The following is a 22099-nucleotide window of genomic DNA, read 5'->3' as shown; positions in this document are numbered from 1 at the left end:
TCGGCTGTTCCGTTCCCCCGCGGGCAAAGACAAATATACACGCTGTTTCAGGGGCGTGAATCGGGGGGGGTACCCCTCTCGTTCATCTGCGCTTGAGCTGGGCGAATACCGCTGTAGGCCAATAGAGTCCGGGCGACGCGTCTCGCGGCGCGCGCCGGCCTCCTTCCTCTTCTTCCTCTTATAGAGAGGAGCCGTTGGCAGTTGGGGAGCCACGTGCTCGGTTTGGACTCGTCGGTGGAGGAGGAAGGGAGACAAGGAAAGCGGGGAGGAGGCGGGGGGGGGAAGAACCCGAGAAGGGGAACTCGGGAGGGAGGGAAGGAAGGAGGGGTGCCTTGGGGCTCAGGGTCTTCCGGGGGTACGACAAAAGCCGGGGACCGCCTTTCGGCGATCCCCGGCTTTTTACGTCTTGTCGAGCTAGTGCTCTACGACGCGCTCGGAACGATGTTGACCAGCTTGCGTCCACGCTTGCTGGAGAACAGGACTTCACCCTCAGCGAGAGCGAAGAGCGTGTCGTCGCCACCGCGGCCGACCAGGTCGCCCGGGTGGTACTTGGTGCCACGCTGGCGGATCAGGATCTCGCCGGCGTTGACGTGCTGCCCACCGTAGCGCTTGATACCGAGGCGCTGGGAGTTGGAGTCACGCCCGTTACGGGAGCTGGATGCACCCTTCTTGTGTGCCATCAGTCAACCCCTTACTTCTTGATCCCGGTGACCTTGACAAGCGTCAAGGGCTGACGGTGCCCCTGGCGCTTGTGGTAACCGGTCTTGTTCTTGTACTTGTGGATCTTGATCTTCGGGCCCTTGGTGTGCTCGAGAAGTTCACCGCTCACCGTGACGCCGGAGGCGTCGGTGACCACAGTGCCTTCGTCGACGAGCAACACCGCGGGCAGCGTAAGCGTGTCGCCGGGCGCGCCCTGAAGCTTCTCGACTTCGAGGACGTCGCCCTCGGCGACCTTGTACTGCTTTCCGCCAGTCTTGACGATTGCGTACATGTCGACGCTGGTCTCCTTGGGTCCTCCCCGGTGCGGGGAATAAGTTCCCCGCAGGGGAACGGTGTTTACAAATTTGCGGTGTCACGCACCTAGGCCCGCCGATCGGCTCCGACCACTTCCACCGAGGTGGAGAGTGAGGAAAGCTTAGGGCTCTATGGGCCGCTCACTAGGGTACGTCATGTACTCGCTGGATCCGGCATCGGGATCGGGCGGGGGCCGCCGGCGTCACAGTCGACGGCCTCCGTCCGCCCTCAGTCGGTGTCGGTCTCCGACCCGCTGGCCTCGGAGGCCGATTCGTCGGAGCCATTCGAGTGATCGTGCTCGGAGTCGGGTAGGGCCGCGGCGATCTTCGCCGTCTCGGACGCCGCTGACTTCGAGGATTGATCGTCGTTGTCCTGCTTCTTGCCGGACCTCGAGCGATCACGCTTCTTCTTGCCGCCACCGTTGCCCTGGCTTTGGCCCTGGCTCTGGTTCTGCTGGCCGCCGCCGCTGCCGCTCTTCTTCTTCGAGGTTCCGAAGATCTCGTCGGTATTGACGATCACGCCGCGGCCCTTGCAGTGGTCGCAGGGCTCGGAGAAGGCCTCGATGAGGCCCTGGCCGACGCGCTTGCGAGTCATCTGGACCAGGCCGAGCGAGGTGACCTCGGTGACCTGGTGCTTGGTGCGGTCGCGTCCCAGACATTCGGTGAGGCGCCTGAGCACTAGATCGCGGTTCGATTCGAGCACCATGTCGATGAAGTCGATGACGATGATGCCGCCGATGTCGCGCAGCCGCAGCTGGCGGACGATCTCCTCGGCCGCTTCCAGGTTATTGCGGGTGACGGTCTCCTCGAGGTTGCCGCCCTCGCCGGTGAACCGGCCGGTGTTGACGTCGATGACCGTCATTGCCTCGGTCCGGTCGATGACCAGCGAGCCGCCCGAAGGCAGGTAGACCTTGCGGTCGAGGGCCTTGAGCAGCTGCTCGTCCACGCGCTTCTCCGCGAACACATCCTTCGTTCCGGTGTGGCGGTGCAGGCGAGGCAGGAGCTCGGGCGAGACCGATTCGAGGTACTTGTGGATCTCGTCGTAGGCGTCCTCGCCTTCGACCACGATCTCCTTGAAGTCCTCGTTGAAGACGTCGCGGACGACGCGGATCAGCACGTCGGGCTCGGAGTGCAGCACGCTCGGCGCGTTGCCCTTCTTGCTCTTCGTCTGGATCTCTTCCCACTCGATCTGGAGGCGGGAAATGTCGCGGGCGAGTTCTTCCGGCCCGGCGCCCTCGGCGGCGGTGCGCACGATCACGCCGGCACCCTCGGGCACCAGCTTCTTCAGCGCCGCGCGCAGTCGGGTGCGCTCGCGGTCCGGGAGTTTGCGGGAGATACCCGAGGCGTTGCCACCCGGGACGTAGACGAGGTGGCGGCCGGACAGGGCGATGTGGCTGGTCAGCCGCGCACCCTTGTGACCCACCGGGTCCTTCGTCACCTGGACGAGCACCGGGTCGCCGGGACGCAGGGCCTGCTCGATGGAGCGGGCCTTGCCGGCCAGGCCGGTGGCGTCCCAGTTGACCTCGCCGGCGTAGAGCACGGCGTTGCGGCCGCGTCCGATGTCGACGAAGGCGGCCTCCATGCTCGGGAGGACGTTCTGGACCTTGCCGAGGTAGACGTTCCCGACCAGGCCTTGCGTGCCCGACTTCGAGACGTAGTGCTCGGCGAGGATGCCGTCCTCGAGGACGGCGACCTGGGCCCGGCCGCCGCGGACGCGGACGACCATCTGGCGCTCGACCGCTTCGCGGCGGGCGAGGAACTCGGCCTCGCTGACGACCTGGACGCGGTTGCGGCCGCCCTTGCGGCCGTCGCGGCGCCGCTGGCGCTTGGCTTCGAGCCGGGTCGAACCGGAGACACCGCGCACATCGTCGTTGGAGGACTTGCGCTGGGGAGCGCGGACCTTCACGACGACTTCGGCGTCGGAATCGGAGTCCTCGGGCTTGGAGCGGTCGGAGTCGTCGGAGCCGGCGCGCTTGCGGCGACGACGGCGGCGACGGGTCACCTCGGGGCCGTCGGAGGCGGAGCCGGACTCGGTCTCCTCCTCTTCATCGTCGGAGGACGAGGCGGAGGACGAGGAGTCGTCGTCTTCCTCATCTTCGTCGAGGTCGGAGGCGTTCTCGCCGCCCTTGCCTCGGCCACGGCCACGGCGTCCACGACGACCGCGGCGCCGCCGTCCGGCCTCGCTGTTCTCGTCGTCGTCGAAGTCGTCGTCGAAGTCCTCGGCTTCCGCCTCGGGCTCGGGTTCGGGCTCTTTGACCTGACGGTCCTTGGCCCGCTTCGACTGCTGGGGCTGCTGGCCCTTCTTGGGCTGCGCCTTCTTCTGCTGCTGGGGCCGCGACTGCTCGGCCGGCGCGTCTTCGCGCTCGGTCTTCCGTTCGGAAGAACGCTCGCGGGGTTCGGCCTTCGCCACCTTGGGTGGGGGCGCGAACACCGGCACGGCGCCGGGTGCGGATTTGGCCGCCTTGGGTCGGTCGTTCTTCGACTCGGCCTCGGCGGGTTCGGATTTGGTCGGTTTCTGAGGAGCCATGAAGGTGACCACGACTGCGGGCACCTGTTCGCGCGGCTCGTTCTCGCGCATGCGGATATATCTCCATTCCAGCCGCCGCCCGGGCGCGTGACGCTGGTGCGTCCGCTGCCGCACGGGCGCGGCATCAAAGAGTGCGGCCATCCCGGCCCCGCTCGTAGGTGGCTCGTAAGCTTCGCCGAGCGCTGCCGTTCGATCGCACTGAAAGCCTCAACTCGCTCCGGGGAAACACCTCTGCCCCGGACGAGTGGTCAGGTCCATCGCCGTGAGCAGCGAGGACTAGACATCTTCAGTCGCACAATTCGTTGCTGTGTGCGGTACGACAAGGTCGAGTATCGCACACTCTGCGTCATTCGCCGAGTCGGTCGACTTCTCGGTGCCCCTCCTCTCATAACGAACCCTCACGGAAGGGTGAGAATCCCCGGACGTTCCGTGTTTGGCACGCCTGGCGCCTGGCTTGCGTCCGATGTACTCGATAGGCTCGGTGCTGGCCTGCCTGAGGCACGCCGATAGACGGAGGTCAGGACCATCGCACTCCAGGTCATCGACTCGGATGAGTCTGAGAAGCCCCAGGAGACCGGAAAAACCGGCACGTACCAGGGGCGGCATCGCGGTGCCGACCGGCTGCGTCAGCTCGCCAGCGCCGGCGGGGTCCTCGTCGCGGTCGCGGTGCTGCTGGCCGCCGGTGGGACGGTCCTGTTCTGGGTCTCCGGCTTCGGCGATGAGGCTCCCGCCATCGATGCAGGCGCCATCGGCGATGTGTGCGAACTCTCCGTGAATGAGGAACTGCTGGCCGGTTGGGCCGATACGGAGCAGACGCGGGAGCCGCAGAAGTCCTCGGATGAGGAGGTGCGGACGTTCGACTGCGCCTATGCGGCCGAACACGCAGGTGAGGATGCCTACCGTCTGGTCTCGTTCTTCGCGACGGTGCAGGTGTACGAGTCGTCGGCGGATGCGCGGGCGGCCCATGCGGGGGTTTTGGACTTCGAGGCTTCGAAGGGCCGGGACACGTCGTCGGTCGGCGGGGTCGGCGAGGAGGCCTCTATCTCGGTGGTCGAGTCCGGCGAAGAGACGGAGCTGCGGTTGCATGCCCAGGAGTCGAACGCGACTGTGACGGTGAGCATGTTCCTGACGGGTGCTCCGCCGGAGGGCGGGGACGGTCGGCAGCTGACCGAGGATCTGACGTCGGGACTCATCGACGCGCTCCCCCGAGTCGAGAATTGAGCGGCTCCCTTTAAGCTGGCCGTGACTACCTCGGCGTCAAGTCGACACGCCGGGAATCATTCGCGGAGGATATTGTGAGCGCCACACCACCCTTTGGCCCTGCCTATGACCAACCGCCCGACGACGGTGCGCGGCGCCGGGCGGATCAGTGGCAGCCCCAAGCGGGCGGTCCTCGTGGGGCGCAAGGCGATTCTGGACAGGTGCCCGGTGAGGGCACGCCACGCGGAGGTCGTCCCCAGGCGGGGCGGCCGCAGGCCGGCGGGCCGCAGATGCCCGCGGCGGGCGGCAGGCCGCAGGCCGGTGGACCGGTCGCGGGTGGACCGCAGGCCGGTGGTCACCAGACCGGTGCCGTTCCTCGTGCGGGTGGCCCGCAGGCTCGCGGCCCCGCGGGGCCGCCGCAGGGCCAGCCGTCCCCGTACCAGTCCCCGCAGCGGCCGATGCAGCCTTCTCCACAGCAGCCGCAGCAGTCGCCCCCTCCCGCGACGCCGCCGCACGGCCAGCCGCCCGCGGTTCCTCCGCACGGTCAGCGTCAGCAGCCCGCGCCTCCGGTCGACGGGGAGCGTTCGCGGGAGCCGTTCGAGGAGGCCGCGTTCTTCGACGATTCCTCGCGCGGCGACTGGTCGGGCCAGGAGACCACGGCTATGGGTCGGATCGGCTACTCCGACAAGGGAACCCGGAAGCGCTCGGACTTCCAGAAGGTCCGCAGCCGGGCCCGCAAATCCAGCCCTATCCCGAAGATCATCGCCGCGGTCGTGGCCGTGGGCCTGGTCGGCGGGGGCATCTGGTTCTGGATGAACCGTCCCGACTCCGCGGACGAGGGCGAGGCGACCTCGGGTCTGGCGTTCTCCGGCAGCGATGACCCGTGCTCGTTCGCCGACTCCGCGCCGCTGGCCGACTATGTCGACGGGGCCGAGGCCGAGCCGACGGCCGCGTCCGAGGAGCGCAATAGCGGCTTCGAGCAGACGTGCACCCTGAACTTCGGCGACGCCGACTCGTCGCTGGCCCTGGTCGATTTCGAGGGCGTGGCCTACGAGTCCAATGAGCGGGCGAGCGTCAGCTACGAGCTGGAGGCCCGCAAGGTCGCCGACATGTCCGCTCCGTGGACCGTGGTCGAGGAGGCGCCGGAGGTCGGCGCCGAGTCCGCCGCCGTGGCGCGCATCGCCGAAGAGGGCACGTCGAACTACCAGCTGCACTTGCAGGACGAGAACGCCTACCTGGTGGTGCGTCTCTCGGTGGTCGATTCGGACCTGGACGAGCAGGGCCTGGGCGAACTGGCCGCCGAGCTGGCGTCGTCGTACCTGACGGCCTGGAACGACGCGGCCTAGTCCGCACCATGCGAAAGGAGGCGGTCCCCTCGGGGGCCGCCTCCTTCTTCGTCTCTTCGCCGGGCGGATCGCCTATCCGCTCAGTAGGTGCGCATCGGCTGGCCGAACATCTGGGATTCGATCGAGGTCGGCGAGCACCAGAGGTACTTCTCCTTCTGGCCCTTGCGAAGCATCGCGATCATGTCGTCGTGCAGCATCTGAAGCCATTGCAGGACTTCCTGGTTGACGCGGATGCTCGACCGGGCGATCTGGGCCTCTTCGGCGGTGAGCCGCTGGAGGACCGTCATGTGCGCGTCGGAGGTGAGGCTGTCGGCGTAGTTGGTCAGCCGCGGCAGGACCGTCAGCTGGGTGCGCCAGGGCCCGAGGACGGGCTTGGTCTGGGAGCCGCGCTCGCCGACGTCGTAGACGTACAGCGCCGGGGAGTGCTGGCTGGCCTCGACCGTCACCGGCTGGTCGCCGTGCAGAACGGCGAGGCGGTCGCCACGTCCGGTCGCCGTCTCCCCCAAGCCGTTCCACTCCTGGGGCCGGGTGGTGCACACCGCGACGCGGGTCCCGAGCGCGAGCGCGCGGAACACCAGGAGGCGGGCGAGGTAGACGCCGCCGATGAGGTTGATGCGGGTCTCTTCGGGCCGGAAGAACGGGGCGACGACGGGCACCTGCTCGGCGTCGCGGCCGACGACGAGCCCGGCGGGCGGGCTGGCCGAGGTCATGAGCTCGAGTGCCCGGGCGGTCGGGATCTGCGACGAGGAGCGCAGCGGCTCGATCGACTTTCCTGCGTCCCTAGCGGTCTCGACGGCTCGGTCGGTCACGGCCATGCCGTAGACGGTGCCGTCCTGCGGCCCGGCGGAGACCTGGGAAACGCCGAACAGGCCGGCCGACATGGGCGTGGCGCTGACGGGGCCGCCGGCGCCGGAGTACGGGATGCCCGAGTACGGCTGGGCCGAGGCGGGCTGGCCCGAGAACGGCTGCCCGGACAGGGGTTGGCCGGACATCGGCTGGCCCGAGACGGGCTGGCCGGAGACCGGCTGCACCGAGACCGGGGAGATCTGCGACACCGAGGGCCCGGAGACGGGCGCGGCCGAGACCGGTGCGGAGGCCGGTGGCTGGGAGGGCTGCCGTACCGGGGGCTGCGACGGGACGGGCATCGGCACGTTCGGCTGCGGCACAGGCGGAACCGGCCCGCGGTTCCCGGAGGGCGGCGTCGACGGCGATGACGTCGGCGAAGCCGGGGGCTGCGCGGGCGAGCGGTTCTCCGGCGGCCGGGGCGACTGCACCGGCGGTTGCGACTGCTGCGCCGACTGTTGCGGCGGGCTCACCGGCGGCCGAGGCGGCTGGACCGGGGGCTGCGACTGCTGGACCGGCGGCTTCGACTGCTGCGCAGGAGGCTGCGGCTGCTGCGGCTTCTGCACCGGAGGCTTCGGCGTCTCCTGACGCGGCGGCACGGGCGCGGCGGCCTGCGGAGGCCGAGGCGTTTGGATCTGCGGCTGCGACTGCTGCGCGGGTGGCTGCGGCTGTGCGGGCGGGGCGGCACCGCCGCGAGCGGAGGGACGCGGCGGCGAGGCCGGCGTCGGTTCGGACGGTTGCCCTTGCCGCGCCGGGGATGCGGCGCCAGAGGCGCCGGAGCGTGCGCTGCCGTAGACGGCGCCGCCCGCGGGCGGTCGCGGCGCTTCGGGTCCGCGGGTGGGCTCGGACGGGGCCGGGCGCAGCGGCGTGGTCGAGTCGGTCCCCCGCGCTCCGCCCTGGCGGGCGACCTTGATGGTGCCGCCGTCCTCGTCGTCGACGGTCTCGGCGCGCTTGCCATCTTCGCGCTTCTGCTCTTCCTCCTCCTCGGAGGAGTGGCGCCCGCCGCCGCGGTATGAGCCTCCCGAGTACGTGCCGCCCTGGTAGGTACCGCCGCCGTACACGTTGCCGTTGCCGTTGCCGCTGTTCCGGTCGCTCATTGGGGACCTCCTCCGGTCGGGGCGGATGCGTACGCGGCCGGGCCGTGTTCGCCGTCGAGGCGCTGCAGGCGGACACCGAGCTGGTCGGCGACGTTCAGCAGCTGGTTCTGCGCCGACTCCCAAGCGGTCTGGTCGAGCGCGAGCCGCACCACCGAGTCGACGGCGAGCTGGCGGCCGGTGACCCGGCCGTCCGGGTTGACCTTGCCGGAGGTACCGGCGGTGACCAGGGTCGAGACGGTGACGAATGCCGCCGGCACACCCGAGAGCGCGTCGACGGTGCGGTACAGGTTATTGGCGTCGGTGGGCCACTTGGTGATCCGGAAGGAGACGTGGCGCAGGCCGTCGGCGTACCAGTGGGTCCAGTCCTCGGCGGTGCGCTCGCCCGGCACCGGCGCGAAGGCCACACCGAGCGACTGCGACACGGCCTCGCGGACGCTCTCGGCGTCGAGGATCCGGTTGGGGACGCCGACGTTGCCGAGCAGTTTGGAGATGCGCTGCGCGGTGGAGGCCAGCGCCTTGTAGACGCCGTCGACCTCGCCGCCGCGGTCGGTCGTGGCCTCGCGGGCGTCGCGGGCACCGAGGCGGACGGCCAGCCACGCCTTGTGGTGGACGACCGCCGGGGAGTCCCCGAGCAGTTCGCGGTAGGAGCGGGCGGCGGCACTGTTGTCGTAGGCGGCCAGGCCGACCGGGGTGGTGTGGCCGACGAGCTGGACGGCGGTGACGGGCACCGACGTCTCGTCGAAGAGCCGTTCCAGTCGCTCGAGCGGGATGGCCTTGGTGACGCCGTCGGTGGAGCCGATCTCGATGACGGAGAACCAGCCCCCGTTGTCGTGGCCGATGCCGACGTTCTCGTCGCGGTCCTCGACGCCGGTGATGCCCAGGTCGGGGGCGATGCGGTGGAGGACCTCGGTGAGCTGCTCTGGGTCCAGTGCGCGCACGCGGCGACGCAGTCGGGACTTGAGCGGCCAGGTCTGGTACCACCAGTAGTCGCCCTTGCGCCAGAACGCGATGATCATGATGACCAGGGCGACGCCGCCGCCGGCGGCCCCCGGGATCATGCCGAATCCCAAGGCGGCCAAGGCGATCACGAGGCCGATCTGGACCGCGATCAGCTGCGCTACCGTCAGGGGGCCGAGCCTGCCCGAGGAGCGCGTCGTGAACACGACGGACTCACCCGGGGCCGGGCCCGTGTCCTGAGACTGCACGGACGCGGTGCCGCGAGCTTGCTGCTGCCCCTGCAACATCGTCATTTTGCGACGTCTCCATCATGAAGGTGAGTGGTCGTACCCATGGTAAGCGGAAGTGTCCACCTCTTGGTGACCACCCGTGCTGTGCTGCGGGCGTACCGCCCCGTTTGCGCCCCGGCGTTAGACTGATCGCGTGCGTATCCTCCCGCGTCTTCCTCTCTACTCCGCGGCCGTGGCTTTGGCCGCGGCGTCGACGGTGTTGTTGACCAGTGCCCCCGCGTCGGCCGACTTCGGCACCGGAACCTTCACGGGGGACGATGTGCAGCCGTGCGAGACGCCAGAAACCGAAGGCGAGGACCTGACCGCGAAGGAATGGACCACCGACAAGCTCGGCCTCAACGAGGCGCACCAGTACAACGAGGGGCGCTTCGAGGACGGTTCGCGGGTGAAGATCGCCGTGATCGACTCGGGGGTGCAGTCCACCCACGAGATCTTCGGGGACCGGGTGAGCTCGGGCTTCGACATCTTCGACCCGGACGGGAACGGGCAGTGCGACGGGTACCAGCACGGCACGGGTGTGGCGGGTATCGCGGCCGGCGGCGCGGAGAGCAACCAGTTCGTGGGGGTGGCCCCGCAGGCCGAGATCCTGCCGATCCGGCTTTTCCTCGACGCCGAAGAGGGCGCCGGGTTCGACAAGAGCGAGCAGCTCGCCTCGGTGATCAATGACGCGGTGTCCAAGGGCGCCGACGTCATCAATATCTCGCTCGTTACGCCGCCCACCCCTAAGCTGGAGCAGGCGGTCAAGGACGCCATTGCCGCCGACGTTGTCATCGTCGCCGCCACCGGCAATGCGGGAATCGACATGGACAGCACCGAATACAGCGGCGAAGACGCGGGGTACTACCCGGCCAATTACGAGGAAGTCATCGCCGTCGGCGCCCACGACGAGAACGGCGCGTACTACAAGGAGACGAACTTCGGGGCGAAGATCGACATTCTCGCGCCGGGCGTCAATGTCACGATGCCATTCCCGGGTGGCGGCTGGTTCACGGATTCGGGCACCAGCTTCGCCGCGCCGTTCGTGTCCGGGGCGGCCGCGCTGCTCAAGGGGGAGTTCGGCAAGACGACGGACGTCAAGTGGATCTCGGACCGTTTGAAGGACACCGCGCTCCCCCCACCGGACGACTTCAACCGCTACCAGGGTTACGGAGTCCTCAATGTCGCGGCCGCGCTGACCGCCCCGGACCCGAGCGAGGATGGCGAGTCCGAATCGCCGGCGCCGCCGGCCGACGCCGAGCAGCGCTCCATCGCGGGCATCGACGTCGACTACGACCCGCTTTCGACCGCGAAGACGGTCGCCTGGGCGAGCATCGGCATTGCGATCGTCGTCATCACGCTGGTGCTCGTGCTGCGGAAGATCGTTCCCGATGGCCGCAAGCGCGGTTGGCGCCCCGGCACCCGTGATGTGGACCGGCTACCGGTCAAGGCCGGGGCCGAGGACACCGCTTAGCGGCGCGGCGCAGAGGCGCTTTTCAGGGCCACAGTCCAGACGAGGTCACCCTCTAGAAGAGTGCGAGCCCGACTTGAGGCAAAGGCGCGGAGCCCGACCATTCTGGTCGGGCTCCGCGCCTTTGCAATGCCGTCTCGCCGCTACCTGGCCATTGCCTTACAGCTGACTCGCCACCGCCTTACAGCGGCCTTGTCGCTGCGATGCCGAAGCGAACTCAGGCACCATGCGGCGTCATGCGGGCACTAAGAAACCCGGGCTGATCCCGCGATCTGCCCGGGTTTCCCTTTCTCGTCGCGACGAGGAAGTTTCTAGCCAGCGAAACGAGCCGCGTTCGAGGCTTCGGTGTTCTGGTAGCGCTCTTTGGCGTTGTTCACAGCGTTGCCGACGCCCTGCAAGATCTCATTGATCTTTTCGAACGCGGCATCCCACTGCGCCTTGGACTCGTTGTAAGCCTCAAGGTCCGCACCCTGCCAGTCCATGTTGTCCAGCTGCGAACGGAGGTCACTGAGGGTGCCTTCCATCTCGCCCGACTGCGACAGGATCTCGGAGTACGCTGCGTCGAGCTCTTCGTAGCTCATTGCAATGCGACCCATGACGGTTCACCTCTTTCCTTGCTTGGTATCGGGGGGGTTGTTTCTAGAGATCGCCGTCGAAGTTGCTGAAGTCGCTCTGAGAGTCGGCGTCCATCTCAGCCTGGGCGGCCGAGGACGAGTCGAGCTGGTCCGCGATCTCCTGCAGGGCTTCGAGCAGCTTCGCCGACTCGGCGTCCCACTGCTGCATGACTTGGTTGAACGCGGTGGCACCCGCGCCGGTCCAGGACGCAGCGAGTTCGTCGCAGAGCGCCTTCAGACGGTCAAGGTTCCCGTCGACAGACAGCTTGGCGTTCACAGTGTCAGTCGCGCCTTGCGCGACTGTCTCTGTGTCCATTGCTACACCGGCCATCATTCACCTCCAAGTGGTAAAACCGGGGGCTGAGGCACTAGGGATCTAGGCCGTCAGGGGTATCCCAGTGAGTGTTTTCATCGATTCCGCAGTCACCATAACCCGTCCGTGCAAACTCACCGGGCTGGCGGTGCGTCTTTGAGTTTACTAGGTGTCACCAATCGCGTGTATCCCCACATCGTGCCAAGGCCCACAAGCCATCCCGAAACCGCCCGCAATGACCGCACCCGGCGGGTCGTGCGCCGCAGTGAGCCGGCCGGCCTCACAGCTGGTCATCGTAGGTGACCGGGGAGTCGAAGGGGTCCACCGCGAGCCCGTCGCCCTCGCACGGCAGGACGACCGGTCCGGTGGGGATGCCGTCGGGGAAGTACCGGTTCACGAGGTCGCCGATGCCGCCGGGTGTGACCCCGCCGGTCGGGGGGATGTACTGGAACTCGTCGACATCGCTGATGGTGACCGGGCCGGACTGGACCAGCAGGCCCACGTAGCCCCAGACTCGGTACCAGAGGGTGATGCCGTCCTTGAGCGTCACCGCGAGGTTGCGGTCGATGCGCCCGTCCGGGTCGAGGTCCTCGGAGTCCTCGGTGAACGCGTAGCCGAGCCCGCCCCAGTGCTCTCGCAGCACCTGCACGTAGTGCTCCCGCACGAGCTCGCTCCCGGAGTGGGCGAGCGAGAAGCGGTATCGGATCTCGATATTGGTGTAGCCGGGAATGTCGATTCCGTCGTGGCTGCATGGCATCTCGCCCCAACTGCGCCGTTCGAAGCCGGGGAAGTCGGGCAGGGCCGCGGCGGTGGCGGCGGCGAGCGCTTCCATCGGGGCGTAGGCCTGGGCCTGGGTGTACACGGTCTCCGGCGGGGATTCCATTGGCGATTCCACGGTGTCGTCCTTCATCAGGCCCTCCCGGTCACGACGTCGGCCATGTCCTCGCGGCCCTGGAGGTTGGTGTCGTCCCAATAACTGCTGTGGTTGCGGATGGGGTCCTTGTACTCCTCGTACCAGGGGGAGTCCTTGCCATCGACGTCGCTGTGGATGGTGTCGGCGCCGAAGGACCCGTCGACGGGGTCGGTGCCGTGGACCGTGCCGTATTGAATGACGTCCGAATCATTGCGGGTGGCGTAGACGTCTTGGGCGCCGAGCGCATCGGCGGTGTCGGTGCCGACGCCCGGGGAGCCGATGAAGAGCATATTGTCGGCGTCCACGCCCTCGGTGACGGCGGCGGTGCCGACCATGGTGGAGCCGTAGGAATGCCCGGTCAGGGTCAGGTTCGCCGCCTCGCCCTCGGCGCTCGCCCGCACGCCCTCGGTGAACGATTCGAGCTCGTCGGATCCCTGCTCGGCCCACTTGTCGTCGGTGGCCTGGAGCAGGTCGTCCGGTGCGTCGTAACCCATCCACAGGACCGTCGCAGTCTCGGTGTCCGGTGAGGCGTCCTGCGCGTCGGCGGCCATGGTCTCGGCGCGGTTCATCAGTCCCCCGCCGGCGCCGGCGATGCCGCCGCCGGTCCCGGGGACGTAGGCGTTGACATTGTCGGCGGTGTCGGGATTGCCGATCGAGACGACGGCCTGGCCGCTGCCCTCGGTGGCGAAGTCGAGCAGGTAATAGGACTGCCCGGTCTCGTCGTAGGTCTCCGGATTGCCGTCGTCGTCGGTGATGCGGTCCTGGAGGCGGGCCAGATCGGTGCGATCGGTCTTGAGGCCGTCGATCTCCTCCTGGAGTCGCTGGTGCTCATCGGAATCGGGGTCGAGGCCGGCGAGCTGGTCCTCCTTCGCGGCGATCCGGCTGTCGAGCCCGCTGATGTCGCGGTCCAAGACCGTGCGGTTGGCGGTGTCGCGGGATTCGACCGGGATGCCGTCGACGGGACCGACCAGCTCGGGGTGCTCGGCGATGAGCGCCTCGCGCTCGGCCTCGGACAGGCCGTCCCACCACTCGTTCACCTGTCCGGGAGAGAGTCCGGACTCGCCGGCCGCGATCGCCCGCATCTCGCCGGCGACCTCGCTCGAGAGGTCGCTCTTGTACTCCTGCAACAGTTCGTCATAGGTCTCGCCGAACTGCGGGGGAAGCTCGGCGGGGTTCTCGCGCATCTGGGCCAGCGCGGCGGCCGCGTCGTCGTCGGCGTCGTGGGCCCGGGACATGACGGCGCGCAGCCAGTCCTGGTACTGGTCGGCCAGTTCCATTGCGGTGCCGTAGAGGTCGACGCCGTTGAAGACGGCCTTGAGGCGGTCGAGGTCGAAGAATCCGTCAGGTTTCTCGATCCCGACCATGTCGCACAGCCATTGTGGAGGATTGGTAGTCAGGATCGCCCGGTGCAGTTCGCCGGACATGTTCACGTCGTACTCGGCAGGGCCGCCCGCGATCTCGAAGTCGTGGGACTCGATGAGCGGAATCAGCTCGGTGAGCTCGTTCTGTTCGGCCTCCAGCGCATCGGCGACCTCGAGGAGGCCGGTGGAGAGGCGGATGGTGGCGTAGTCGGACAGGTCGTCCTCGAACCGGTCGGCGGTGAGGCCGATCTGCTCGCGGACCAGGTCGGCGGTGTCGGACTCGTAGTAGTCGGTGCCGAGGTGGCCCTTGACGACCTCATCGCGGAGCCGCTGCGACTGTCCAATCATGTTGTCCGAGTATGACTTCCAGGAGTCTCCGAGGGTCCGGACGGCATCGCAGTCGAGACCGCGCAGGTCCTGCCAGGTCATTTCGCTCACGGGTGCTTACCAATCCGGCCGGGAGGAGGCATTGGCATTGTCACGGCCCGGGTAGCGGTCGGAGTCGGCGAAGGAGGCGAACGCTCCCGCGTTGTACTCGTCCACCTCCACGGCCTCTTCGGCGCAGGTGGCGAGGTATTCGCCGGTATTGCCGACCAGAGAGGTGAACCCGCCGGCGCGGTGGATCTTCCACCACTCCCCCGTTTCTGCAAGGGCCGCACCGAGAGCGGTATTCGCCGATTTCAGGGTCTCGGCGGCTTCGGCGGTCTGATCCGCGACGGTCAAGGTCTGCCGGTCGACCTCGCCTTCGACGTCGAAGAGCACCTCGACGGCCCGGTGAACCGAATCCGGCTCCATTGTGAAGACATCAGCGCCGGCCATGGGCGGCCTTCCCGATCACCTTGGGGGAACACAGAAGGGGCATGAGACATCTCCTCCGGGAAAAAAGGGGACGGGAATTGACAATCACTATAAACAGTGCGTGCCCATCCGGTCTGGGTCAGAAGTTCTGCGGCATGTCAACCCCCACCCGCTGACTCTCTTGTGTCACAGGCTCATCAATTCACACCATGGCCTGATTCCGGTAGGGGTCTTGTCGCACGGAGTCGCTATCCTGGTAGCAGTCCAAGGCGAGCGTCGCTGCCGAGCCGCCACGGCACCCCCGAACTCGATTTCCTTGAGGTGAGACCCGCATGGTTGAAGAGCCGATCTACGCGTCGAAGGACGCGGCTACCGGCGAGACCGTCTACTACCAGAAGACCTCGGCCGGCCAGTTCGTCCAGGTCGACGAGGACGCCCTCAACGAGCTCAGCGGCAACCTGGTGCTCATCCAGACGGACCTCGCCGAGACGCGCGACCTCGTCACCAACGGCAACCTCACCCGCATCAAGTCGATGACGTTCCACATCATGCCGGACTTCCAGTTCGAGCAGGTCGATGCGATCAACCTCAAGCTCGGCGCGTTCGAAGACGCCGAACTGCTCCAAGAGGCGTACCGGGAAGTGTTCTACAAGGGCAAGGCCGAGCAGATCGAGCGGATCAACCACGGCTATGCGACCGGCGAACAGGTCAGCCGCGACATCACCCAGACCTACCTGGACGAGGACGGCAATGTCGCCGCCGATGTGGGAGCAGTCGGCGCGGAGTTCGACTCCGGCAACAGCATCACCGAGAGCGACCTCGAAGAGGACTCCGGAACTCCCCGGGCCTTATCCGGTCACGACAAGAATCCCAGCCCTGACCCCCGAGGAAGGAGTCCTGTTATGTCTGAAGGAGAAGGCAAGGGCAAGGAGTACTACTTCAGTACCTATACGCCCCATGAACTCTGGGAAAAGCTCATGACCCAAGGTGACCCTTGGAGCGTGGAGCAGGCCGGAAGTGTCTGGAGCACCGCCAAGGGCGGTCTTGAATCCGCCCGCGACCAACTAAATACCAGCATGTTGGCCACGGTCGACTACTGGCAGGGCCCCGCCTCCGAAGAGTTCCAGCGGCGCATGCGACTCGTCTACGAATACAGCGAGGTAGCCGAGGAAGAAATGATGGAGGCCTCTGCCCGCACGATTCCTAACATTGCAGCGTGGTTGACCGAGGCCCAGCAGGCGGCCCGAGATCAGGACCTCAACCCCGACAATGAGCCCACGTACGAAGTCTGGGTTGACGAGGTTAGGGATCCGAAGCCTTCGGACGCTGACCTCATCGACAAGCAGGAACAGTACAAGGCCGAGTATGCGGAATACCAGACGCAGCGCCATGAGGCGCTGGCGGCCATTGTCGGGAACCTCGGGCACAAGTACGCCCGTGCAGCGAACGGGTACAAGCCTCCGGAGTCCCCGCCCGAGGGCATGCCCGGCAATGAGACCTTCCAGCCCCCGACCGGAGGCGTCTTCGGCACCGATGGCATGACCACGGCCGGGTCGACCCCGTCCGCCCCACCTGCAAGCGATGGGTCCGGTACCGATGGCGGAAGCCTCGACGGACAAGGCCACGATGACGACCTGGAGCCCACTGATGAGGGTTGGGACCCCGGATCCTATGACGATATGGACTCGGGCCTCACCGGCGGTCTGACAACCGGCGGCGTTTCAGCGGTCAGTGGCGGCACCATTGCCGCGGGAGGCATGGGAGCCGGCGGTGGCGGCGCCGCTTTGGTCGGCAGCGCTGGCCTGTTCGGTCCAGCAATGGGAGCAACTTCCACGGCCGGAACGAGTCCGGGGCGCGGCGGCGCAACGACCGGCAAGGCCGGCTCGACCGCTCCGGGCCGCAGTGGCGGCACCTCTGGTCGCGGCACCGGTACCGGCGCTCGTGCCGGGGCCGGGAAGGCCGGAGTCGGTAACCCTCGCGGGGGAACCCGTTCGGGCTACGCCGACGATGACGAGGAAGAAGAAGTCACGCGCGAGACGTGGCTGAAGGAAGACGAGATCGACTGGCGCAGCGGCGACCGCACGCCGGACGAGGAACTCGACGACTAAAGCCAAACAGTAAAGCGTGAGGGGCGAGCGGCCTAGGCCGCTCGCCCCTCACGCTTTGTGTTAGCAGGTCGGCTTGCAAATGACACGGGCTCAATGCCAGCGCGACCAACGTGGTTCGGTGCCTATTCGAGTGGAGTAGGCTCAGCGCCGGTTCGGGTCGCTCGGTCCCCAAGGAGCGCCGGATTCCCCATTGTTCGCGGGTGGCGAGGGAGGGGGACTGAATCCCGGCGCACCGCTCGGAGCCTGTGGACCACCGGACGGCGGACCGCCGTAACCCTGCGGCGCAGGCTGACCGGGCTGCCCAGGCTGCCCGAGATTCATGGGCGGAGGGCTGTACTGCTGCTGGCCGGACCCCGCTTCCTGCTGCATTCCAGGACCAGGCTGCTGATAGCCGCCCTGGACCGGTCCGCTCTGAGGATTGAAGACGTCGGGCTGGCCATTGGCGGCTGCCGTCTTCCGACTACGGCCCCGCAGCACCAGCCACACGGCAATGGCCGCACCGATCAAGACAACCGCGGCAGCGACCACGATGATCGCGGAGAGACCGGAATCGGAATCCTCGTCGGCAGCAGCGGCTGAAGGCTCGCCGGCGTTCGATCCGTCCTCGGATTCAGTATCTTCCCCCTCGCCCTCCCCACTGGCACTAGGAGCGCCCAGCGGGTATCCCAGCGGGTTCTCATCGACGGTCTCGATGCCCTCGGCATTGACGGCCTGGTCCGCGTTCACCAAGCCGTATCCGAGCTCCTCGGTATGGTTCTCGCCACTGCCATCACCAGCAGTCTGGATCAGTCGGTTGATGGCATTGTTGCCATCCAAGTTCGAATCCGCCGCCAAGGTCAATGCGACCACGCCGCTGACAATGCCAGCTCCCAACGAGGTACCACCTTCACCGCTCTCGGTGGTGGGCGCGCTGGAATCATCGCCCCATCCCACTTCTTCGCCCTGGGGAATGGGGTGGGTCATCTCATCAGCGGGAGCCGCAACCACGACCTCAGGACCGGTCGTACTGAGATCCCATGAATCTCCGCTCTGGTCGGCTCCCGAAACCGCGACGACACCCGGAATGGACGCAGGAAAGGGCACCGGTTCCAGGTCCGGATCGTTACCCGCACTGGCAACCATCACCACGCCCTGGTCCAGGGCATATTGGAAGACCTCAAGGATTGCCTCGTCCGGTCCAGCACCACTAATGATGCCCCAGGGAAACGCCACCACATCCGCACCGTTATCGACGGCCCACTTGATGGCGTCGATATCGGTCTGACCGCCCGCGCCGCCGGTCAAGCCTTCAATTTCCCAGCTGGTAGCAATGCGAACGGGCAGGATGGTGGCCTCGGGCGCCGTGTACAGCACCCCGGCGATGACGGAACTGCCGTGCCCATCGGTGTCATTCCAGGCATCCCCTTCCCCTTCTTCAGAGAAAGTCGTGTAGCCCGGCAGGATGTCCTTGTCCTCGAAGAAGGGATGCTCGCCGACACCCGTGTCGACCACGGCGACGGTGACTCCCTCGCCTCTGGTGGTCGCCCACGCGCCGTCAGCTTGGATCTGATCGGTGACCCAGGCATTCGCGGCCGCGAGGTCGTCTTGCGCAAGGGCGGCGCTCGGGGTGGCAACGATGGCCCCGGCCAGTGCGAGAGCCCCGAGTCCAGCTCCGATCGCTCTGCGGCCCAGGCCGCTGGTCCGATGCGGCCATCGTGAGGGTTCATGGATGAGAGGTGTAGCCATGAGGCCGACCCTTCCGTGCGCAAACAAGTCCAGCGAAGCCCGCTCTATCGGACACAATACCGACCCGACCCCCACTCCGCGCCCCCGCAACCGAGGGGTTCCGACGACCACTGGCCTTCCGTATCCCTCAATGTCTCTCGGGGTTCGCAGTTGTGTCTCGACGGATTCCGCGAGGCTGCCCCACCCTTCCGCATCGGGAAATGCCGGGTTCACCTGTCGCCCCACCGTCACCGGCCGGGCTGGGTGACGACAACCAGGAGCACCACGACGACGACTGCGCCCAGAGTCATGAGCGCGGCCACTCCTTCCTCCGTCAGGTGCCGCTCCTTCTTGGCGGCGTTCCGAACCGCTTCTATGCAGTCGCCAACCAGATTCCTTCCCACACTCGCCAGAGCGCTCGGCATCCGGCGGGCAAGTCGGCGCCATCGCCCGAGACGATGGGCGCGCGCCTTCTTCCGCTCCGCGTCGGCATTCCGGCGGTACTCAGCGGCTTGCGCACGGATCCTCGCGCGACGCCGAGACCGCATCGACCTCCGTTCACGAGCGGCCTCCCGCTTCTCATACAGCGGTGCGCGCCAGGCTGATTCGGTGCACCAGCCCCGGCTGCGGGGAATGGCGAGCAGGGCCAGGCTCAATGCGACCGATCCGAATCCGATCCCGGCCTGGACCGAGTCCATTCCGGCCTGCCCCGGAAGTCCCACCGTTGCCGGGCCGACGGCCAGCGCGACCACCTGGAAGAGTCCACCGGCTACCACCGCCCCGATCAGCAGCCGCAGGCCGACGCGGCTGCGCCGGGCAACGCTCACGGACAGGAAGCCGAGGAGCCCGGACCACGCGGCGCCGACCAGCGTCAGCATCTGCAGCTGGGCAATCTCCGAGCCGTCCATACCCGAGGCCCGGAGCGCATCGATCGCATGGAACGGGAACGGAGCGAATAGGAGCGAAACAGCGATGCCTGTCCACAGCACCGTCAATGGCACCGACACCGTCAAGGGCATCTGCGGGATCGCCCTGCCGTCCCCTCTGCGATAGCGGGGCTGGTCGAACCACCGGCGTGCGTCGGGGAAGAACAGCAGGCCGATCATCCCCAGCGAACCCCAGAACCACGCCAGTTCGACCCAGCCTTTGGGCGGGACCGGGAACTGCGGGATGAAGGTCGAGAGCATGAGCGCGGCGGACACGAGGAGCGGCCCGCGAGCGCCGGCGCGTCCGGCGAGCACCATCGCCCCGGCTACGACCAGAACCACACCCGCGGCGGCAATGAGCACCGCCAGGTAGTTCATTGCCGCCACGGCAAGCTCGGTTGCCCCCATCAGGTCACGTCCGCGGGGCAGCGCCAGCGCCGTGCAGGAGAGTGAGAGCCCGCCGACGGCCGCAAGCACGCCCACTATCCAGGTCGGCGCCGACGAAAGGGCTGCGTGTTCGCTCGCAGGAGGGGCGGTAGGACTCACTGTTTCTCCAAAAGCACTTGAGTTCGGGAGGCGATCATCTCGGCCGCAGCGATCGCCGCAGAGCACGAGTCCGCAGTGCCTTCGGTATTGCGGCCCTAAAGGACGACATTGCCGATGCGGAAGGCGAGGGCATAACCGGGTGCTTCGACGTCGTCTACATCGTCGGTGTCGGGATCAGCTTAGGTTCGCGGTACCACTGGTACATCCGGGGAAGGACGAGTAGCGCCAAGCACAGACAGTTCAGTCCCAGGGAGGCGAGAATCAGCAGGCTGGCATGTCTATCAGCCGGTTCGATCCACGTCACTGGCCAGAACAGACCAGGCAGAAGTGGTTGCTGGCCGGGGTCGGCCGTGAAGATTTTGACTGCCGCGGCGATCATGTTTACCCCGGTGTGGACCACGGCCACCCACCAGACCGCGATCTCCCGGCGCCAGATCAGGAACGCGAATATCAGCATCGGCACCGCGAATACGATCGCGGCGCCGAAGAAGAGCCCGTACGCGCCTACCCAGACCTCACACTCGTAATCGCCAGGGGCGCAGGTCGTTTCATGGATGGCCTTGCCCAGGAGCGTGATTTCGGCGCACGAATGAAGGGCGATGAGCACCGAGACCGCAGCGATGATCACCCAGGGCCGGCGCTGCGAACCGGCCCCGCGAAGAGACTTGGTCATCAAAGCTGGCCCTCGTAGGTTCCGGGCGGGTCGAATCGAGCAGGTGCTGCAACAGGCGGCATTACAAGGGCCATCCGAAACGCACCAACATGGTCCCGACCCCTATCCCGGCCGCCACAACGATCGCCGCAATGCCGATCCCGAGGTCCAGGAGCGCGAGTCGAACCGGGTGCTCTGGTGACTCATCGGGGGCCGACCAGACTTCCGCCCTCTTGGAGGCCACCACCCAAGCGATGAACAGACCTGTTGCCAGGGCCGCCGAAAGGAGACCGATACCTCGGGTGGAGAACACGTACAGCGCGCCAGCGAGGGTCTGGAACACGGCCCCGAACACCGCAAGCCCTAGAAAGGCCCTGGCTCGCGCGGGACGCTGGCCAACATGGATGGCCGCGAGCAGATTGAGCGGCAGCGACGGTAGGAACAGGATGGCCATGACGATCATCATCTGGACAACTTCCTCGTCCGTCCCACCGACCATCACGGTGAAGGCAAGCAGCAGCAGATACGCGTTCGCGGCCAGGCAGATGGCCACAATGGCGTGGACAACGAGCAGGATGCGCAATGCGAACACAGCTCCAGGCGGCGGCCCGTCGAAGTAGGGGAGGGACATCGGGGATCGCTCTCGTCTCTCTCATGGCCTTGCCGAGGAACACGACCTCAATTCCCCAATGCAGCAACAGGAGCGCTGAGACCGCTGCGATGAGCACCATGGGACGGCGGATACTCCGCGCGGGCTCGTACCGCGATCCACTTCCGCTCAAAGCTGGCCCTCATACGAGCCAGGCGAATCGAACGGCGCCAGGGCTGCGACGGACTGGGTGTTCGCGAACGGGTCAATCGCGGTGGCGTCCGCGCTCGGGATGCCGTCGGGGAAGTATTCCTCGACCTTGTCACCTTCACTGCCAGGCTCGATGCCACCAGCCGGGGGAATGTACTCGAATTCGCTGAGGTCGCTTACGGGTACGCAGCCTGACTGAACGAATAGCCCTCCGTACCTGCCGACTGCGTACGAGATGCTAATGCCATGTTCAAGCTCGACACCCAGAAGGCGGTCGGTACGTTCGCTCTTCTCAGTGACGCTGTCAGCGGTAATTTCGTAGCCGAGCGAAGTCCAATGGTCACGCAGCACATCGACGTACTGTTCGCGAACAAGTGCTGACTCGGAATCCTCAGCCGAGAGGCGGTATCTGATTTCGATGTTCGTGTAATCCGGATCGTCCTGGCCGTTGTGGGTGCACGGCAATTCATCCCATGAGCGTTGCTCAAACCCAGGGAAGTCGGGCAGGGCCGCGACTGCGTCCGCGGCGGTGGCCTCCATCGGGCCGTATGCCTCGGCCTGGGTGTATTCGCTTTTGGGTGGGGTATCCATAGTGTCCTCCGCTGATGAGCAGCCGGTGGTGAAGAGAGCCGCGAGGGACACGGC

19 protein-coding genes are annotated in these 22099 nt (G+C 67.0%); 4 read left to right on the top strand and 15 right to left on the bottom strand.

The window, feature by feature from the left end; all coding sequences use genetic code 11:
* Window positions 1-422: 422 nt before the first annotated feature.
* The 3 genes from rpmA to FAB82_RS07200 form a co-directional block, all read right to left on the bottom strand.
* Window positions 423-680, bottom strand: coding sequence for a 50S ribosomal protein L27 (gene rpmA / locus FAB82_RS07210; RefSeq protein WP_136533867.1), 258 nt, complete (start codon window positions 678-680; stop codon window positions 423-425).
* An 11-nt stretch (window positions 681-691) separates the two neighbouring features.
* On the bottom strand, window positions 692-991 hold the full coding sequence (gene rplU / locus FAB82_RS07205; RefSeq protein WP_136533866.1) for a 50S ribosomal protein L21: 300 nt from the start codon (window positions 989-991) through the stop codon (window positions 692-694).
* Window positions 992-1242: 251 nt separating this feature from the next.
* Entirely contained in the window at window positions 1243-3591 is a 2349-nt protein-coding gene (locus tag FAB82_RS07200) for an Rne/Rng family ribonuclease (RefSeq protein ID WP_211116426.1), read from the bottom strand.
* 615 nt (window positions 3592-4206) lie between these two features.
* On the opposite strand from FAB82_RS07200, the gene FAB82_RS07195 reads away from it, so the two are divergent.
* Window positions 4207-4761, top strand: coding sequence for a hypothetical protein (locus FAB82_RS07195; protein WP_136533864.1), 555 nt, complete (start codon window positions 4207-4209; stop codon window positions 4759-4761).
* A 437-nt stretch (window positions 4762-5198) separates the two neighbouring features.
* On the top strand, window positions 5199-6086 hold the full coding sequence (locus FAB82_RS07190; RefSeq protein WP_136533863.1) for a hypothetical protein: 888 nt from the start codon (window positions 5199-5201) through the stop codon (window positions 6084-6086).
* Between the two features lie 80 nt (window positions 6087-6166).
* On the opposite strand, the gene FAB82_RS07185 is transcribed toward FAB82_RS07190, so the two are convergent.
* Window positions 6167-8026: a hypothetical protein gene (locus FAB82_RS07185; RefSeq protein ID WP_136533862.1), complete on the bottom strand. Its 1860-nt coding sequence runs from the start codon at window positions 8024-8026 to the stop codon at window positions 6167-6169.
* On the bottom strand, window positions 8023-9276 hold the full coding sequence (gene eccE, locus FAB82_RS07180; RefSeq protein ID WP_136533861.1) for a type VII secretion protein EccE: 1254 nt from the start codon (window positions 9274-9276) through the stop codon (window positions 8023-8025). The genes FAB82_RS07185 and eccE overlap by 4 nt, the downstream gene beginning before the upstream one ends.
* Window positions 9277-9406: 130 nt before the next feature.
* Between eccE and FAB82_RS07175 the strand changes: the two genes are divergently transcribed.
* The gene (locus tag FAB82_RS07175) at window positions 9407-10723 is read left to right on the top strand and encodes a S8 family peptidase (protein WP_136533860.1); all 1317 of its coding nucleotides are present in this window, start codon (window positions 9407-9409) and stop codon (window positions 10721-10723) included.
* A gap of 308 nt (window positions 10724-11031) precedes the next feature.
* Here the strand turns inward: FAB82_RS07175 and FAB82_RS07170 are convergent, their stop codons facing one another.
* From FAB82_RS07170 to FAB82_RS07150, 5 genes are all read right to left on the bottom strand, one after another.
* Window positions 11032-11316: a WXG100 family type VII secretion target gene (locus tag FAB82_RS07170; RefSeq protein WP_136533859.1), complete on the bottom strand. Its 285-nt coding sequence runs from the start codon at window positions 11314-11316 to the stop codon at window positions 11032-11034.
* Window positions 11317-11359: 43 nt separating this feature from the next.
* Entirely contained in the window at window positions 11360-11650 is a 291-nt protein-coding gene (locus tag FAB82_RS07165; RefSeq protein WP_168801462.1) for a WXG100 family type VII secretion target, read from the bottom strand.
* 277 nt (window positions 11651-11927) lie between these two features.
* Window positions 11928-12557, bottom strand: a complete 630-nt coding sequence (locus FAB82_RS07160; protein WP_211116425.1) for a hypothetical protein — start codon at window positions 12555-12557, stop codon at window positions 11928-11930.
* Window positions 12557-14350, bottom strand: a complete 1794-nt coding sequence (locus FAB82_RS07155; RefSeq protein WP_246039487.1) for an alpha/beta hydrolase — start codon at window positions 14348-14350, stop codon at window positions 12557-12559. The genes FAB82_RS07160 and FAB82_RS07155 overlap by 1 nt, the downstream gene beginning before the upstream one ends.
* A gap of 15 nt (window positions 14351-14365) precedes the next feature.
* On the bottom strand, window positions 14366-14740 hold the full coding sequence (locus FAB82_RS07150; protein WP_136533855.1) for a hypothetical protein: 375 nt from the start codon (window positions 14738-14740) through the stop codon (window positions 14366-14368).
* Window positions 14741-15051: 311 nt separating this feature from the next.
* Between FAB82_RS07150 and FAB82_RS07145 the strand changes: the two genes are divergently transcribed.
* Complete coding sequence (locus tag FAB82_RS07145) at window positions 15052-16827, top strand: WXG100 family type VII secretion target (protein WP_136533854.1); 1776 nt, start codon at window positions 15052-15054, stop codon at window positions 16825-16827.
* Between the two features lie 141 nt (window positions 16828-16968).
* Here the strand turns inward: FAB82_RS07145 and FAB82_RS07140 are convergent, their stop codons facing one another.
* The 5 genes from FAB82_RS07140 to FAB82_RS07125 all read right to left on the bottom strand — a co-directional run bounded on the left by FAB82_RS07140 (window position 16969) and on the right by FAB82_RS07125 (window position 22045).
* Complete coding sequence (locus FAB82_RS07140) at window positions 16969-18552, bottom strand: S8 family serine peptidase (RefSeq protein ID WP_168801461.1); 1584 nt, start codon at window positions 18550-18552, stop codon at window positions 16969-16971.
* Window positions 18553-18779: 227 nt separating this feature from the next.
* Window positions 18780-19934, bottom strand: a complete 1155-nt coding sequence (locus tag FAB82_RS26925) for a hypothetical protein (protein WP_168801460.1) — start codon at window positions 19932-19934, stop codon at window positions 18780-18782.
* Window positions 19935-20157: 223 nt separating this feature from the next.
* Window positions 20158-20676, bottom strand: a complete 519-nt coding sequence (locus tag FAB82_RS07135) for a hypothetical protein (RefSeq protein WP_136533852.1) — start codon at window positions 20674-20676, stop codon at window positions 20158-20160.
* A gap of 61 nt (window positions 20677-20737) precedes the next feature.
* Entirely contained in the window at window positions 20738-21286 is a 549-nt protein-coding gene (locus FAB82_RS07130) for a hypothetical protein (RefSeq protein WP_136533851.1), read from the bottom strand.
* Between the two features lie 147 nt (window positions 21287-21433).
* Window positions 21434-22045: a hypothetical protein gene (locus FAB82_RS07125; RefSeq protein ID WP_136533850.1), complete on the bottom strand. Its 612-nt coding sequence runs from the start codon at window positions 22043-22045 to the stop codon at window positions 21434-21436.
* Window positions 22046-22099 lie beyond the last annotated feature (54 nt).

The organism is Glycomyces buryatensis, assembly GCF_004912275.1.
GTDB lineage: Bacteria > Actinomycetota > Actinomycetes > Mycobacteriales > Micromonosporaceae > Glycomyces > Glycomyces buryatensis.
This window is presented reverse-complemented; position numbering and strand designations above follow the sequence as displayed.